Annotated in this window: 14 protein-coding genes; 11 read left to right on the forward strand and 3 right to left on the reverse strand. The window is 42.5% G+C overall.

Going from position 1 to position 16976, the window contains the following annotated elements; translation table 11 throughout:
* The first annotated feature begins 104 nt into the window (after positions 1-104).
* Both Q3W13_RS15500 and Q3W13_RS15505 read left to right on the forward strand, forming a co-directional pair.
* On the forward strand, positions 105-701 hold the full coding sequence (locus Q3W13_RS15500; protein WP_302865246.1) for a DUF2807 domain-containing protein: 597 nt from the start codon (positions 105-107) through the stop codon (positions 699-701).
* A 199-nt stretch (positions 702-900) separates the two neighbouring features.
* On the forward strand, positions 901-1911 hold the full coding sequence (locus Q3W13_RS15505; RefSeq protein WP_302865248.1) for a hypothetical protein: 1011 nt from the start codon (positions 901-903) through the stop codon (positions 1909-1911).
* Here Q3W13_RS15505 and Q3W13_RS15510 read toward each other — a convergent pair whose 3' ends face one another.
* Positions 1912-3396: a gluconokinase gene (locus tag Q3W13_RS15510; protein ID WP_302865250.1), complete on the reverse strand. Its 1485-nt coding sequence runs from the start codon at positions 3394-3396 to the stop codon at positions 1912-1914.
* 253 nt (positions 3397-3649) lie between these two features.
* Between Q3W13_RS15510 and Q3W13_RS15515 the strand changes: the two genes are divergently transcribed.
* The 9 genes from Q3W13_RS15515 to Q3W13_RS15555 all read left to right on the forward strand — a co-directional run bounded on the left by Q3W13_RS15515 (position 3650) and on the right by Q3W13_RS15555 (position 14797).
* Complete coding sequence (locus Q3W13_RS15515) at positions 3650-4261, forward strand: DUF2807 domain-containing protein (protein ID WP_302865252.1); 612 nt, start codon at positions 3650-3652, stop codon at positions 4259-4261.
* 108 nt (positions 4262-4369) lie between these two features.
* On the forward strand, positions 4370-5092 hold the full coding sequence (locus tag Q3W13_RS15520) for a head GIN domain-containing protein (protein WP_302865253.1): 723 nt from the start codon (positions 4370-4372) through the stop codon (positions 5090-5092).
* A gap of 127 nt (positions 5093-5219) precedes the next feature.
* Positions 5220-6218, forward strand: a complete 999-nt coding sequence (locus Q3W13_RS15525; protein ID WP_302865255.1) for a c-type cytochrome — start codon at positions 5220-5222, stop codon at positions 6216-6218.
* Between the two features lie 253 nt (positions 6219-6471).
* Positions 6472-7821, forward strand: a complete 1350-nt coding sequence (gene tig, locus Q3W13_RS15530; RefSeq protein WP_302865256.1) for a trigger factor — start codon at positions 6472-6474, stop codon at positions 7819-7821.
* Positions 7822-8082: 261 nt separating this feature from the next.
* A complete protein-coding gene (locus Q3W13_RS15535; RefSeq protein WP_302865257.1) occupies positions 8083-8814 on the forward strand; it encodes an ATP-dependent Clp protease proteolytic subunit in 732 nt (243 codons plus the stop codon).
* Positions 8815-8962: 148 nt separating this feature from the next.
* Entirely contained in the window at positions 8963-10201 is a 1239-nt protein-coding gene (clpX, locus tag Q3W13_RS15540) for an ATP-dependent Clp protease ATP-binding subunit ClpX (protein WP_302865259.1), read from the forward strand.
* A gap of 156 nt (positions 10202-10357) precedes the next feature.
* Positions 10358-11221: an AMP nucleosidase gene (locus Q3W13_RS15545; protein ID WP_302865260.1), complete on the forward strand. Its 864-nt coding sequence runs from the start codon at positions 10358-10360 to the stop codon at positions 11219-11221.
* A 110-nt stretch (positions 11222-11331) separates the two neighbouring features.
* On the forward strand, positions 11332-12690 hold the full coding sequence (locus Q3W13_RS15550; protein WP_302865261.1) for a pyridoxal-phosphate dependent enzyme: 1359 nt from the start codon (positions 11332-11334) through the stop codon (positions 12688-12690).
* A gap of 166 nt (positions 12691-12856) precedes the next feature.
* Positions 12857-14797, forward strand: coding sequence for an LTA synthase family protein (locus Q3W13_RS15555; protein ID WP_302865262.1), 1941 nt, complete (start codon positions 12857-12859; stop codon positions 14795-14797).
* Positions 14798-14812: 15 nt separating this feature from the next.
* Here the strand turns inward: Q3W13_RS15555 and Q3W13_RS15560 are convergent, their stop codons facing one another.
* Together Q3W13_RS15560 and Q3W13_RS15565 are read right to left on the reverse strand one after the other, a co-directional pair.
* Positions 14813-15184 (reverse strand): DMT family protein, encoded by a 372-nt coding sequence (locus Q3W13_RS15560; RefSeq protein ID WP_302865264.1) that lies wholly within the window; start codon positions 15182-15184, stop codon positions 14813-14815.
* A 69-nt stretch (positions 15185-15253) separates the two neighbouring features.
* Positions 15254-16813, reverse strand: coding sequence for a glycosyltransferase family 39 protein (locus Q3W13_RS15565; protein ID WP_302865266.1), 1560 nt, complete (start codon positions 16811-16813; stop codon positions 15254-15256).
* Positions 16814-16976: the final 163 nt, after the last annotated feature.

A 16976-nucleotide genomic window follows, 5' to 3' on the forward strand; every position in this document is an offset into this window, starting at 1 on the left:
GCCTAATACAGGGCATATTAGTGTAACGTTTGTTTTTTCCGGGCGTCTTATTAGCGTATTTAAAATACAGGAAAACAGAATAATTGACATAATAAATAAATATCATGAAAACCGCTATAATCACCGTATTCACTGCTCTGAGTTTAACCGCAGGAATCGCAAATTCAACAAAAGCAGCAACCCTAAAAGGCGATGCTAACACTTATACCGTTTTAACCGATATCAGCGCGATCAATAAAATAGAAATACACGGAAATGTAGAGCTGTATGTTTCTGACGGCGCAAGCGACCAGGTAAAAGTTTACAACAAGTATTATTCAGAAAGCGCCCTGGTACAAAGTACAAACGGCGTGTTGCGTATATCGTCATACAAACCTGAAAAATTAGTGGTTTGGGTGAGCGCAAATGACCTGCGTGCCATTTCTGCTTACGATAATGCCGAAGTAAAATCATTTGGAAACATCTCGAAAATCGAGTTCGCCGTAGACCTGCATGATAATGCTGCAGCAAAACTGGATCTGAATGCTTTTGCAGCCAGCCTGACCGTTAAAGATAATGCCAAGGCGGATTTAACGGGTTCTGCTGATCAGTTAAACCTTTACCGGGATATCGAGTCGAACGTAAAAAGCAACAACTTTAGCGCCGCTCATTATTTGGAAAACAAAATAACCGTAGCCGGAAATGATCTGGCCGGCTTGTAACAGCACTTTTGCAAAAGTTCAACATATACTACGGGAGCTATCTGTGTAACGCAGGTAGCTTTTTTGTTGTGAACCGGGCGAGGTTTTTTTATATTTAAGCAGTTAAAACTCTACATCCTTACACATGCGGCAAATATTACAAACGCCAACGCCTAAGGCCCTTTACATTTTAGTTATAATATTTTTGGGTGGCTGTGGTATGATAGTTACAAAACAATTACTGGTGCGAGACATCCGGCTAAGCGGTTTTAATAAAGAATACATAGCTGTGCAAAATACTGATGTTTTAGCGGGGCCCGGAAAAACTGAGGTTGTTGATACGTTGGTAGTAACTCATCATGGTGTAGCCAAAGCAAATGCGGTTAAGCTTGGAAATATCAAAACAACCGGCAACATGCCGTATAAAAGCCTGTTTTTTGAATATAATTCGGTTTTTCTGGTTTGGATGTCTTTGATTTCAATAATGATCGGAATTTCACTTGCTTTGGCGCCAGTTATAATAAAATCTATAAAAGACCTTGTAAGGATATTCAGCATACCTGGCGCGGCCGTTTGGCAATCTATTGCAGCTGTTTTGCTGCTTGGTGGCGCTCTTGTTTATGCACAGCAGAATAGTTATATGCTGCAGGCCTTTGATATCATGGACAGGTTTAAAATATTGCTATATCATCCCGGCGCACTTAACATTGTTGTACTGACAAGTCTTGGGGTTGGCTTAATAGCCATCACCGGGAAACTGATTATAAACTATGCAGTGGGTAAATTGCCTGAGCGTATAACGGGTATGTCTGAGACGGAGCAGAAAAAAGTGGGCGAAAAGTTTTTGCTGCTACGCAACCAGTTGAAGTTTTTCCTTCTGGTTGATGCGATACTTATCGTTTTTTCAATTCTCACAACTGATGCGCTGCGCAGGTCGATATTAACCGAAGTAACTTTTAGCATCGATATTTTCCCGGACAATTTTGTTTACCTCTATGGACTCCTGTTTACCTTTTTTCTGGGTCTTTTATATATGCCGATTTATTACCGCCTGCGCTATAAAGGCGCAACAATGCTGCATGATATTCCGCAGGCCGAATTAGATGGGGATAAGAAAACCCTGTCTGCTATCTTTTTAATTCAGGAGACACCGATGCAAAGTTTGCAGGTAAGTCTTGCTATCCTGGCGCCAGTGCTTACCAGTCTTGCACCGAACGTTCTTAAAATATAATCAGGGATTATCTGCTGCCGCCACGTGCATTATGCCCTTTAAATTTTGGTACAGTTGTTTATAAATGGCGAATTGCCGGGCATAAACTGTCGCGTTGCTTGCTGCAGGTTCAAAAATTTTCAGAGCTGAAGAATCCGCCGGAGGGTATTTCGTGATTAATCTCAAGTTCTTTAACGCCATAAATGCGGCGCCAATCGCCGAGGCATCATCGCTTTGCGCCATTATTATCTTTTTGTTGGTAATGTCGGCCAGTATTTGCATCCATAATTGCGACCGGGTGATGCCGCCGCTGATATTTATTTGTGTAACAGGCTCCGCGTTTTGCTCAACGGCATCCAGCACGTCTTTAAGAGCAAAGCATATGCCCTCTAAAACAGCCCTGGAAAAATGAGCGTGATTATGCTGCAGCTTTACATTAAAGAAAGTGCCGCAGCTCTCACTATCCCATATCGGTGCGCGCTCGCCAGTCAGATACGGAAGAAATATCAATCCGCTGCTACCAACAGGTACAGCCGCTATTTCTGCGAAAAAATTTTCATAGTCATTTTCATCCAGTTCTGGCTTGTTATTTTTTAACCACCATTGTAGGGCGATACCACCGTTATTTATAGGGCCGCCACAGATAAAGATGGTATCATCTAAAATGTAGTTAAACGTCATTGCGGTGCGATCAGGCAGCGGCTTATTGCTGGCCACTCTTACCGCCCCGCTGGTGCCAATCGTCACTGCTGCAATACCATATTCAATAGCCATGCTACCAAGATTGGCCAGGCATCCGTCGCTTGCGCCGATAAAGAAAGGTGTGTTCGGTTTAAGGAAAGTAAATCCCGGCGTGCTCCCCGGCAAATTATTGCTATAATCTGTAGCAACAGATTGTGATAGTTCCTGTATGGTTATACCGGCCATTTGCAGTGCTTCATCGTGCCAGGTCCGCTTTGTGATATTGAACAACCCTGTACCCGAAGCGCATGATTCATCTATTTTAAATTCACCAAAGAGTTTGAACCAGATAAACTCCTTTATCGAAATATATTTTTGAACCCGGCTGAACAGGCCGGGGTTGTTTTCCCGGATCCAGATGATTTTGCAAAGCGGCGACATCGCATGCAGCGGCGTCCCCGTTGCCTCATATATATCCATGCCTTCATTAGTTGACTTCAGACGGTTAGCGATGCCCGCACTGCGGTTATCGGCCCACGTCATCATTGGCGTCAATGCCTTGCAACTTTCGTCAACAGGGATTAAACTATGCATAGCGCTGCTTAAACTAACTGCTAATGGCGGTGTGCCAATTTTTGTAACAATGCCTGCTAAACAGTTTTTAAAAGCCTGCCATATCAATTCGGGGTCTTGCTCGTGGTAGCCGGGTTTAGGAGAGTTGTAGGTATAATATTGCTGGCCATCGGCAAATGATTGACCGGATAAATTCACAGCAACGGCCTTAACGCTGCCGGTTCCAACGTCGACACCTAAAACATATTTCATATTATTTATTTACCAAGCCAAGATACAGTTTTCCGGTAAATCAACTGTGTCATGTCTTTTACCTTTCAGCCTTTGGCTTTTACGTTAATTTTTGCTTCAATTTCACCGACCTAAATACCGGGTTTACCGGGAAAAACCCGCACCACACCTAATAGGGGCCGCATTGCTGTAACGTTATAAAATTGTGTTCGTCTTATTAGTGTATTAAGAATTTAGAGATTATAATTAGTTGACACTCAAAATAAAACATATCATGAAAACTCAAATCATAACCATCTTCGCCGCCTTAGTTTTAGGCATCGGAGTAACAAATACAGCTAATGCAGCCACAGCTAAAAATGCTGATGATAACTACACAATTTTAACCGACGTTAGCGCCATCAACAAAATAGAAGTTCGCGGCAACGTTGAGCTTTATATAAGCGACGGCGCTGCAGACCAGGTAAAAGTTTACAACAAATATTATAGCGAAACCGCACTTGTACAAAGCAAAAGCGGTGTGTTAAGGATTGCTTCTTATAAAGCCGATAAATTAATCGTCTGGGTTACTGCAAACGACTTGCGCTCGATATCTGCTTTTGATAACGTCGAGGTGAAATCATTTGGAAATATCTCAAAAATAGAGTTCGATGTTGACCTGCACGACAATGCTTTCGCTAAATTGAACTTAGACTCTTTTTCGACAGATGTTACTGTAAACGACAATGCTAAAGTTTGCCTGAGCGGATCAGTTACTGAATATACTTTAAAATGCGATCGCGAACAGAATGTAGATCACAAAGACCTTTCAACCGTTCATTCAACCAAAATAGGGTCACAATCAATGGCTGGCAGCCAAACACTGGATCTAGCCGATGTTCAGTAATCCCGAACGAAAGTATTGTATAAAATTAAAAGCTGCCGGTTAATGACAGCTTTTTTTAAATTTGATGTAACGTAAAAACACAATACAACGTCCAAAGACCTAAAAAACATGAAAAAGCTGCAACTACCGATATTTGTTTTAATTGGCGTCATTTCGATTGCCTGCTTGTCATCCTGCCGGTTTCACTGCATCCGCGGCTCTGGCAACCAGATTACCGAAAACCGGAAGCCCGGAGATTTCACTAAAATCGACGTATCTGAATCATTCAAGGTTATAGTAAAACAGGATAGCTCAAGCACAGTAACCGTTACAGCTGATGATAACCTTTTAAAATACATCCGGACGAATGTAAGCGGCAGTACTCTTCGCATTTATACCAAAAAGAACTTGTGTAACAGCGGTGAGATGATTATCAAAGTACCTGTACGGATGCTTGAAGGACTCAAAGCCTCAGACGCTTCGGAAATTGTATCAGATGGTAAATTAAACGGGCGGGACGTATCCATTCATCTTTCGGATGGGTCCCGGATAACTGCCGATCTGACTGCAACTAAAGTAACAATCAGGTCGAGTGATGCTTCCGAATTGGATTTGAAAGGACAGGCGTCAAGCAGCGAGATTCAGCTAAGCGATGGTAGTAAAGTTTATGCAAAGGACTTCATTACAGGTACAAGCTGGGTAAGGGCATCCGATGGCTCATTCGGAGAGCTGAATGTAATGAATACCCTGAATGTTCATGGCAGCGATGGCTCTGTAATTAAGTATCGTGGTAATCCGCAGACAGTTAACGCCAATAATTCCGATGGCGCATCAGTAGAAAAGGTCAATTAAATTAGTTTACCCCGCTTTCGGCAAATAAATAAAAAAAATTGTAACGTTCTGACCGGTTGCTTGGTCATGTTACAAATTTTATTTAATTTAACTTGATTTTAAACTATTAATTCAACCCAACCCAATCATGAAAAAGCTGAGAAAGTTTTTACTTTATCTCGTCGTTGTTTTTGTTCTAGTTGTCGCCGGCGCCATTTCTTACATCACTTTAGCCCTGCCAAACGTGGGTGATGCCGAAGATATTCATGTACCTGCCGACGCAAAAACCATAGCACGCGGTAAATACCTGGTAAGCCACGTTGTGTTATGTACCGATTGCCATTCACGGCGCGATTTTACAAAATTTGCAGGGCCGGTACTTGATGGCAAACCCGGCCAGGGCGGTGATGTATTTGACGAAAAAGTCAACTTCCCGGGCAGCGTGCATGTGCCTAACATTACCCCGTTTAATTTAAAGGGCTGGACAGATGGCGAGATTTTCAGGGCGATAACTACTGGTGTCCGTAAAGATGGCTCTGCGATTTTTCCATTGATGCCATGGCCAAACTACTCCAAATTAAGCCGAGAAGACGTGTATGCAATAATTGCCTATATACGTACCTTACAGCCTGTTAATGCTGCTTATCCACGTGCTTCTTATAACTTTCCGTTAAATATTTTGGTTCATACCATGCCGCAAAAGGCAAGCCTGGGCGCCTTACCAAATCCATCGGACACGCTTAAATACGGGGCATACCTGGTTAACGCTGGCGCATGTATGGATTGCCATACTCAAAACGTAAAAGGCAAAATGATTCCGGGAATGGAGTTTGCAGGCGGGCGTAGCTTTAGGATCGGGAATAATGCCATTAACTCAGCCAATATCACACCTGATAAAGAAACCGGTATCGGTACCTGGACAAGTGCAGCTTTTGTGGCGCGGTTTAAGAATTTTGCAGATATAACCAGAACAATGGCAGTATCGCCAACCGATCCGCAAACAATTATGCCATGGTATGATTATGCAGGTATGACTGAAGGCGATCTCAAGTCGATTTACGCTTACTTAAGAACAATTAAATCGGTAAAAAATAAAGTCAATCATTTCCAGGCAAACACCTTTGCAGCACAGGCCGGTTCGCATTAAAGACCAGATGTTTTATTTACATGGCGACGGATTTTATTCATCGCCATGTATTTTTATTGCCTCGCGGGTATAAAAGTGATACCGCACCAAACCCGGCTATTACTGAAAAGTACTTTTATCTTCCAGTCTTTGTTGCGTTTAATGATTATCCGACTTTTTTCATACCTTTGCACCTCCAAAAAGCGGCAGCTTTAATAACTATAGTTTTACAGCTGCCTGTACAAATAGATATAAGTTAAAATACCGGTAAAAGATGAATATATCACAGGAAAAAATTGATAACCTGAACGCAGTTGTTAAAATTAATATCAACCCGGAAGATTATCAGCCACGCGTAGAAAAAGCTATAAAAGAACAGGCTAAGAAAGCTAAGATACCAGGTTTCCGTCCGGGGATGGTGCCGCCGTCGCACATTAAAAGAATGTATGGCAAAAGTATTTTAGTTGATGAGATTAACAACCTGCTTTCGGACACATTGAATAAATACCTGGAAGACGAAAAATTAGAAGTCTTAGGACAGCCTTTGCCAAAGCGCGACGATGACAAAGAATATAACTGGGATTTTGCTGACAATTTCGAGTTTAACTACGAGATTGGCCTGGCGCCTGAATTTAACGTTGAGTTTTCAACGAATGATAAATTAACCCAGTATGTTATTAAAGTTGATGACGAAACCCTGGCAGCGCGCATAAAAAATATCCGCCGCAGCTATGGCAAAATGACAAATCCTGACGTATCGGCAGATGATGATGTGCTTTATGCCGAATTAGTTCAACTTTCGCCGGATGGTTCTGTTTTTGAGGAAGGCATCAGCAACACAGTCTCTGTACGCTTGGATCAGATTAAAGACGAAAAAATAAAATCTTCTTTAATCGGCTTAAAAAAAGGAGACGAGATAACGCTGGATATTCAGAAAGCTTTTGACAACGATGCAGCTAAAATTGCAGGTTTATTAAAGATAGACGAAGAAACAGCGGCAGAGTTAAAATCAAACTTCCGGCTGACCGTTAAAAATGTTAATCGTTTGGAAGAGTCTGATTTAAACCAGGAGTTCTTTGATAAATTATTTGGCGAAGGCCAGGTTACCACTGAGGAAGGCTTCAGGGAAAGAATAACTGCAGAAATCGAAATGATGATGCAGCAGGATTCGGATCGTAAGCTGCAGAACGATATTTACAAATATGGCTTAAATAAAGTTAATTTCGAGCTGCCTGACGAATTTTTAAAGCGATGGCTGCAGGTAACAAATGAAAAGCTTACGGACGAAGAATTGGCGGCAGGATATGCTGATTTTGCACAGAACCTGAAATGGACGTTAATTGAAAACAAGATTGTTAAAGACAATGGTCTTGAATTGAAATATGAAGAGGTTTTCGATTTAGCGAAGCTTCGCCTGGAGCAGCAGTTCCGGATGTACAGTATGACCCCGTTAACTGACGAGCAGCTTGGACAATACACAGTTCAATATCTTCAAAATAAAGAAAACGCTAACAAGATTTTTGAAGAGGTAAAAGCGCTGAAGGTATTTGACTATATAAAAAGCGTAGTTACCCTGGAACCGAAAGAAATTACTTATACAGAGTTTTCGAAGCTGGCTGCATAACGAGCCGGTAAAGTTCATAAACTCAGTAAAGTCCGAAAGTGGGAGAATTGATCTTGCTTTCGGGCTTTTGTTTTTGCAATAATTTCTTTAAAGCTGAAAACCTGATCATTGCGCTGAAAAGCTGCAACATGATTTCATCTTTAATAAATTTCCGGACTTTTTCCACCAAATAAATTTACTTTCAAAAAACTTTCTGTAGTTAAAAGTATTTAAGTAACAACTATATTTATCGCGATTAAAACCGCATCTAACAAAAAAATCATGAGCAGTAACATTGATAAAAATGAATTCAGGAAATATGCTGTTAAGCATCACCGCATTAACAGTCTTTATGTAGATAAATTTATCGGTAATGTTGAACGGGCTAATATCCCTGCAGGCGGCATTACTACCGTGCCAACCGGTATGACGCCGTATATTATTGAAGAGCGCCAGTTGAACGTTGCACAGATGGACGTTTTCTCGCGTTTGATGATGGATCGCATTATTTTCCTTGGCGACGCGATTTATGAAAATATCGCAAACATTATTCAGGCTCAATTGCTTTTCTTACAATCGGCTGATGGCAAGCGCGATATACAGATCTATATCAATTCGCCAGGCGGTTCCGTATATGCCGGTTTGGGTATTTATGATACCATGCAGTTTATATCGAACGATGTAGCGACTATTTGTACCGGTATGGCAGCATCCATGGGCGCAGTATTGCTTTGCGCGGGTGCGGCCGGTAAGAGAGCTGCGTTGCCACATGCAAGGGTAATGATCCATCAACCATCAGGTGGTGCACAGGGGCAACAAAGTGATATAGAAATTACGTATCACGAGATTACTAAATTGAAAAAAGAGTTATATCAAATTATAGCCGATCATAGTGGTGCTCCATACGAGAAGGTTTGGGATGCTTCAGACCGCGACCACTGGATGATTGCTGACGAAGCAAAAGAGTTCGGAATGATTGATGAGGTGTTGCGGGGAAGCAACGCAAAAAAATAATTTGAGTCTGGAAGCCGGAAAGGCCCGGAAGTCCGGAACATAGAACAGGAGTTTTTTAAGTCAGAGAATCCTTAAGCAACACTTTTGGACTTTACTGACTTGCGGACTTCCGGACTTTTTATTAAATTTGAATTAAGAAAAAGTAAACATGAACAAAAACAGCAAGGAGATCAGGTGTTCGTTTTGTGGTGCAGGTAAACAAGACTCCCTGATGCTGATTGCCGGTCTTGACGCTCATATTTGCGATAAGTGCGTTAACCAGGCTAACGAAATACTGGCTGAAGAGCTGAAGGTGCGCAAAGTAAAAACCTCTCCTTCGGCGCCCGCAGTTCTTAAGCCGGCTGAAATTAAGGCACATCTCGACCAATATGTGATAGGCCAGGACGATGCCAAAAAAATTCTTTCGGTAGCTGTTTATAACCACTATAAGCGACTGAATCAAAGAGTTGAAAAAGATGATGTGGAGATTGAGAAGTCGAACATCATTATGGTAGGGGAGACCGGCACTGGCAAAACCCTGCTGGCCAAAACGCTCGCGAAAATATTAAATGTACCATTTTGCATTTGCGATGCCACGGTATTGACCGAGGCCGGGTACGTGGGCGAGGATGTCGAAAGTATCCTGACCCGCTTGCTGCAGTCTGCAGATTATGATGTGGCAACAGCCGAACGCGGTATTGTTTATATCGACGAGGTTGATAAGATCGCCAGAAAAAGCGACAATGCTTCGATTACCCGTGACGTTTCTGGCGAAGGCGTTCAGCAGGCCTTATTAAAAATACTGGAAGGTACTAACGTGAATGTTCCGCCGCAGGGCGGCCGTAAGCATCCCGACCAGAAAATGATCACCGTTAATACCAACAATATCCTGTTTATTTGCGGAGGTGCATTTGATGGTATCGAACGAAAGATCGCTTCGCGTTTGCGAACCCAAACCGTGGGCTACAAAATGAAACGCGATGACGGCGAGATAGATTTGAAGAACCTGTATAAGTATATTACACCGCAGGACTTAAAATCATTTGGTTTGATACCTGAGTTGATCGGCCGTTTACCCGTGTTAACCTATTTGAACCCGCTTGACAGGGAGGCTCTGCACAATATCCTCACCGAGCCGAAAAATTCATTATTGAAACAGTACAAAAAACTGTTTGACTATGAAGGCGTGAAGCTGGAATTTGATGACGAAGTGCTTGATTTTATTGTTGATAAAGCAGTTGAATTTAAACTAGGTGCGCGTGGCCTGCGCTCGATTTGTGAGGCGATTATGATCGATGCAATGTTTGAGTTTCCTTCAAAAAAGGATATAAAGCGGCTTAATGTGACATTGGATTACGCGCACGAGAAGTTTGAAAAATCAGATCTTAAAAAATTAAAGGTAGCTTAACCATAAGCATATAACCAGAACTTATATTTACGGACGCAAATAAACCCTGGTTAACGCCGGGGTTTGTTGTATCCGCACATTTGGCCGCTTTGAGTCTTCCATGTAAGGGCGATTCGAATATCAGAGGCGGCTTCACGATATTTAAAGACAGATACCATGAATGAAGAATTAGATGTAAAGAAAGACGAAATGCCAAAGGAACTGGCGACGAAGATTAAAGAAGTACATACCCCCGTCACCCCTGGCCTTAAAACTAAGGAAGCTATAGTTTCTAATTGGCTGCCACGCTACACCGGCCGCCCGCTTGCTGATTTTGGACAATACATTATCCTAACTAACTTTTCGAAATATATACAGCTTTTCTCTCAATGGAACGACGACGCTCCCATACTCGGATTGGATAAACCTATGCAGAGCTGCACGGCAAACGGCATTACTATTATTAATTTTGGTATGGGAAGCTCGGTGGCCGCAACAATTATGGATTTGCTGACCGCAGTAAAACCCAAGGCAGTTATTTTTCTGGGCAAATGCGGAGGCCTTAAAAAGAAAAATAAATTGGGCGATCTGATACTGCCGATAGCAGGGATTCGCGGCGAAGGTACGTCAAACGATTATCTGCCTGCTGAGGTGCCCGCTCTACCGGCTTTCGCGCTGCAAAAGGCCATTTCTACTACCATACGCGACTTTAGCCGCGATTATTTTACCGGCACCTGCTACACCACGAATCGCCGGGTTTGGGAGCATGATAAGGAGTTTAAAAAGTATCTGAAGCGGTTGAGAGCCATGGCGATAGACATGGAGACAGCAACCATTTTCACCACAGGCTTTGCCAACAAAATACCTACCGGCGCATTGTTGCTGGTCTCCGATCAGCCAATGATTCCCGAAGGTGTCAAAACTGCCGAGAGTGATTCGGGTGTTACCGAGCAGTATGTTGAAACACATCTGAAAATAGGAATTGAATCATTGAGGCAACTGATTAACAACGGGCTGACAGTAAAACACCTTATATTTTAACAGCAGACGTGAGGCGGCTGGCTGACGAGGAGGGATTTCGTTCGTAAATCTGAAAAGTTAAAGCTAATTTTGACCCAACCAACCCGCAAGCGGGCTTCAAACTTAAAATTATGTGGTATAATAATATACTCGAGACTATTGGCAATACGCCAATGGTTAAGTTAAATAAAGTAGTTAAAGACATTCCTGCAACGGTTTTAGCCAAGATTGAGACAACCAACCCCGGCAATTCTATCAAAGACCGGATGGCACTCAAAATGATAGCAGATGCAGAAGCCGATGGCCGCCTTAAACCCGGTGGTACCATTATTGAAGGCACTTCGGGTAATACCGGCATGGGCTTAGCAATTGCAGCGGTAATAAAAGGCTACAAATGTATTTTCACGAGTACAGACAAACAATCCAAAGAAAAGTTCGATGCATTACGTGCGTTTGGAGCCGAGGTAATTGTCTGTCCGACTAATGTCGAACCTGAGGATTCACGCTCATATTATTCAGTATCTTCAAGATTGGAAAGGGAGGTTCCAAATTCATGGAAACCAAACCAATATGATAACCTCTCCAATTCGCAGGCGCACTATGAATCCACAGGGCCCGAGATATGGGAACAAACTGAAGGAAAGATAACCCACCTGGTGGCAGGCGTGGGCACAGGCGGAACTATTTCCGGTATCGCCAGATATTTAAAAGAGAAGAACCCTGCGATACAGATATTAGGCATTGATACTTATGGGTCTGTATTTAAAAAATATAAGGAAACGGGTATTATGGATAAAAATGAGATTTATCCCTATATTACCGAAGGTATTGGTGAGGACTTTTTACCGCAGAATGTCGACTTCAATTTAATAGACCATTTTGAAAAGGTAACAGACAAGGATGCTGCGTTAATGACCCGTGAGATCGCGCGGAAGGAAGGCATCTTTGCGGGGAACTCTACAGGTTCTGGTATCGCCGGTTTGCTGCAGATGAAGGAAAGGTTCAAAAAAGGCGATGTGGTGGTAGTTATTTTCCCTGACCATGGTACCCGATACCTGGGCAAGATGTACAATGATGACTGGCTGCGTGACCGCGGATTTTTGAAAGATGAAAAGCTTACTGCACGTGACATCATCGCCAAAAAAGAAAATCAGCAAATAATTACTATCGATTGCGAGAAAACCGTTCTTGAGGCTATCACTACTATTCAGGCGCTGAATATTTCACAAATACCTGTAACGCAGAAAGATATGGTTATAGGCAAAATAACAGAAAGCGATATTCTTAACTCACTGATCGAAAATCCGTCTATCAAGTCGCAGCCGATAAAAAACATTACTACAGCCCCTTTCCCTTTTGTGGATTTAAATACTTCCATAGATAAAATTTCGGCAATGATAAATAAAGACAATATTGCAGTGCTGGTAGAGGTTAACGGCGAATTTGAAATTATTACACAATATGACATTATCAATGCCATCTCTGCCTAAGCGGTAAATGGCCAAGGTGAAAGTTATTAGGTTAGCCACTCATATGGAAAGTATTGCTTCTTTTGGCGGGGGCTAACCGTTTGTTTTGTCATATTTAATATAAGGTAAGGTAATTGTTAAATAATTATTCTTCAGGCGTTATCTTTGAACAATAGAATGCATTTTAATGAATACCCCTATCCGGCTAAACGAATATAAAGTCCTTCTTTACAGGTTATTTTTAGGATACCTTTTTTATTTTATCAGCAGGGTTTTATTTATCGCCTTCAATACGCACCTGCTCGAAGTCAATTCCTTAAGCACTTTGTTAAGGTTATGCTACTATGGTATTGCTTTTGATACAACTGCTTTACTGTATATCAACAGCCTGTTTATCATATTAAGTATCCTGCCCCTTACGTTTAATACGCGGCCCGGATTTCAAAAAGGCATCACTATCCTGTATTTCGTTACTAATCTGGTGGCCTATGCCACAAACTTTGTTGATATTGTTTATTACCGCTTTAGCCAGGTGCGTTCTACCCGGGCAACGCTTGACCTGCTGGTGGATGAAAATAATAAAAGAATGCTGTTCGAGCATTTTTGGTGGCGTTATGGTTATCTATTCCTGATCTATGTGATCTGTTCAGCATGCTGGATATGGCTTTATAAAAAGGTTAAGGTTAAGCCGGTCAAGGTAAAGCCAGCAGCTGCATATTTTGCCTATTCTCTTGTTGGTATGCTCATTATTGTTACGCTGATGGTTGGCGGCATCAGGGGCGATTTTAAACACAGCACCCGGCCAATAAATATGGTTGACGCCTATAAGCACATGACTGTACCGAACCAGGGCGACGTAATATTAAATACGCCTTTTGCCATCTTTCGTACCTTCAATAGTAACAGCTTTAAATTGCAGAAATGGACGGATGAGGCTTATATTAACGCCAGCATAAAGCCTTTTAAGCGATACCACGATGATCCGGTTACGAAGCCCAATGTAATGGTTATCATAATGGAAAGTATGGCCCGTGAGTTTTGGGGCAGTATGAACAGAAACTCACATATTCCGGGATTTAAGTCATACACACCGTTTTTGGATTCGCTGTCTGACAGCAGCCTGATATTCACGAATGCCTTTGCCAATGGCCGGCAATCTATACATGCTATGTCGTCGGTACTTGCCGGTATACCATCTTTCCAAACAGCGTTCACTTCCTCCCCGTATGCCAAACAAAAGATACAATCTATCGTATCCATTTGCGATAGCATGGGCTATCAGACATCATTTTTTCATGGAGCATCAAACGGCTCTATGGGATTCGAGGGTTTTGGCAATATCCTCGGCATCCAAAAATATTATGGCAAAACCGAATATAATAACGAAAAAGATTTCGACGGAATATGGGGAATATGGGACGAACCTTTTTTTCAGTACGTAGGCAGGACCTTAAGCAAACAGAAACAACCGTTTATGTCGACGCTGTTTACCCTATCGTCACACGATCCTTTCCGCGTCCCCAAAAAGTATAAGACACGCTTTGCCGGTGGCCCGCTGGAGTTGGATAAATGCGTACAATACACCGATAACGCGCTGCGGGAATTCTTCAATTACGCTAAGACACAGCCCTGGTATAACAACACCATCTTCGTTCTTGTGGCCGACCATACCAGCCAAACCTATTACCCTGAATATGCCAAGCCTGTGAACCGGTTCGCAATACCGATCTTGTTCTTTAGTCCCAATAAGGCCTACAAGCTAAAAGGCGTGCGGACTGATTTAGCTTCGCAGATGGATATTTATCCAACCCTGGCGGATTTGATTGGATATGAGAAACCATTCCGGTCGTGGGGAAGGAGCCTGATCAGTAATCTCCCCGATGAAACGCCAAGGGTAATTAACTCCCCTGGCAACATTTACCAAATGATGCAGGGTAATTATATTTATTTATTCGATGGTAAGGATTTTACAGGCATCTATAGCATTGAGGATAAAGGCTTGTCTAAAAACCTGCTAAGTGGCCCGAAAAATGCCGAGATGAATAAAGGCATGGAAGATTGTAAGGCTTTTATACAGGATTATACGGATAGGATTGTGAATGGGAAGTTAAATTCCGTTGTGCATTAACAAGCTCGTCTATTTTCACCACTTTTTAAATATCACAAATACCGCCAGCACTATCAACCCAAAACCAACCAAATGGTTCCAGCCCAGCTTTTCTGATTTAAAAAACACAATGCTGAACAGCATGAATACGGTAAGGGTAATGGCTTCTTGTATTGTTTTAAGCTGAACCAGGGTAAAAGGCCCGCCATCTCCCTTAAAACCTGCCCGGTTTGCCGGTACCTGGAATAGGTATTCAAAAAAGGCCAAACCCCAGCTAATAAATATAACGGCAATTAACCCCAGGTTTTTGCCCCAGTCGTACTCTTTGAATTTAAGGTGCCCATACCACGCAAATGTCATAAACGTGTTGGAAATCAGTAAAAAGATAATGGTTTTTAATCCGCGCATCGTTTAGTTACTCAATTTTCAAATGTTTAATTGATACAGTCTGATTTTAATGTATTCTGCACCCATGAATTACTCAAGCCTTTTCCTCGCTAATTCCTTAGCGTACCGCTCTTTTAACGGAGCTTTGGGATTAACCAGCAGGAACACGGCCGTTCCATACTCGCGGGCGAGCGGGTTATCCACCTCGCCGATTTTGCGGTAACTTTCTAGGGCGGATGAGAAGCTTTCGATATTTTTACCGCCCTGATCATCCACATAAATAATATATTTCGCATTAAGGCTGTCGGGCGCCCACAGCGTGAAGCTGCTGTTTAGCGAGATTACTTCGGGCAGGTTGTATTGTTTGCCGAAATGGTGCACGGCCCCTGCGTCGCCATAGTTATCAGCGTAAATTTGGGTCTGTTTCTGCTGTTCGGGTGTAAGCTCATTCCATGCTTTCGCCGCCAGGGCGGTCATGGTGTCCCAACCGAACATGTCTGCATAATTCTGCGTAAGCGGGTGCTGTTTATGGTCTTCCCAAGTTGTGGCAAACTTAGTCATGGGAATTTTTTCATTTAGAAATTTAATAGCCGCAAGTGTTTGGTTAATGGAAAAGATGGGCAACGCCATCGGAAAAAATATTAAATTCGGTATGGTAAACAGGGTGATGACAGCCATACGTGATGCATAGCCGCTCGTTTTTAGCCACCTCTCAAAGCCAAAGCCGCCTGCCGCAAAAAGCATTGGGAATGCTCCGAACAGGTAATACGGTTTTCCGTGCATTACCAGAAGAAAGCCAAATATCAGTACAAAAGCCACCGCAATGAACTGGAACTTATGAAGGCGGAAAGAAAACAGCAGGAACATAAAGCCGGTAAGCCATACAAAAAGGGCTATGCCGTTATCTAACAGTGTTTGCTTAATAAAATCAGAAGGTTTGTTATAGTCGAGTTGCTGCTCCTGCAGCGTCTTCATATGTGTTATTACGGGTAAATGGTGGGTAAACTGCCAGATAAGGTTTGGTAAAAATATAAACAATGCCAGTAATGCGGCGCCAATAATGTGTCTGTTTATCAGTAGCTTGCGATTTTTGCTGAACACCAGGCCTATAATCAGCGCGAAGGTGAAAAATGCCATAGTGTATTTGGTAAGCATGCCCACCCCTATAACCATACCAAGTATATATAAGTATTTTACAGAGGAGGTGTTGCAGTATTTTACCAGCAGCCAAACCGCCATAACCCACCAAAGCTGGTCGAAAACAACGGGTTGAAAAAGATAGTCGCTCGCTGCAAAGGCTGGCGAGAATATTAAAGCCAGGCAGGCCAAGGCAATGGCGAACCTGCGCCCTCCGAGTTCTACGGTAATCAGCCCGGTGAGCCATACAATTAAGCCCCCGGCGATTGTTGGAAAGATGCGCGCTGCAAAAACCGAATGACCAAACAGCATAAAAGTACTTTTAGCCAATAGCGCTATAAAAGGAGGGACTTCTTTGTAACCCCAATCCAGATGGTCTGCCAGGACGAGATGCAGTAATTCGTCACGGTGAAAACCGAAATGGGATATGGCCATTAAATTCAGCCCGACTTTTATGGCAACAAAGATCAAAATAAAAATTGTATAGCTTGATCTTCTGTTTTGGTAGGGCATGGGTTACAAATAGGTTCGCGGATAAAGGTAGTTTTTTTTGATAAAAGGTAAAAGACCAATGATTAAAGATGAAAAAGAAAAAGAGGCCGTCTCATAAGTAAAATTATGAGGCGGTTTTTTTGTATAAGCGGGAGAGATTTTGTAAATTAAAGGCATGGGGACA

The organism is Mucilaginibacter sp. L3T2-6 (genome assembly GCF_030519355.1).
Taxonomy (GTDB): Bacteria; Bacteroidota; Bacteroidia; order Sphingobacteriales; family Sphingobacteriaceae; genus Mucilaginibacter.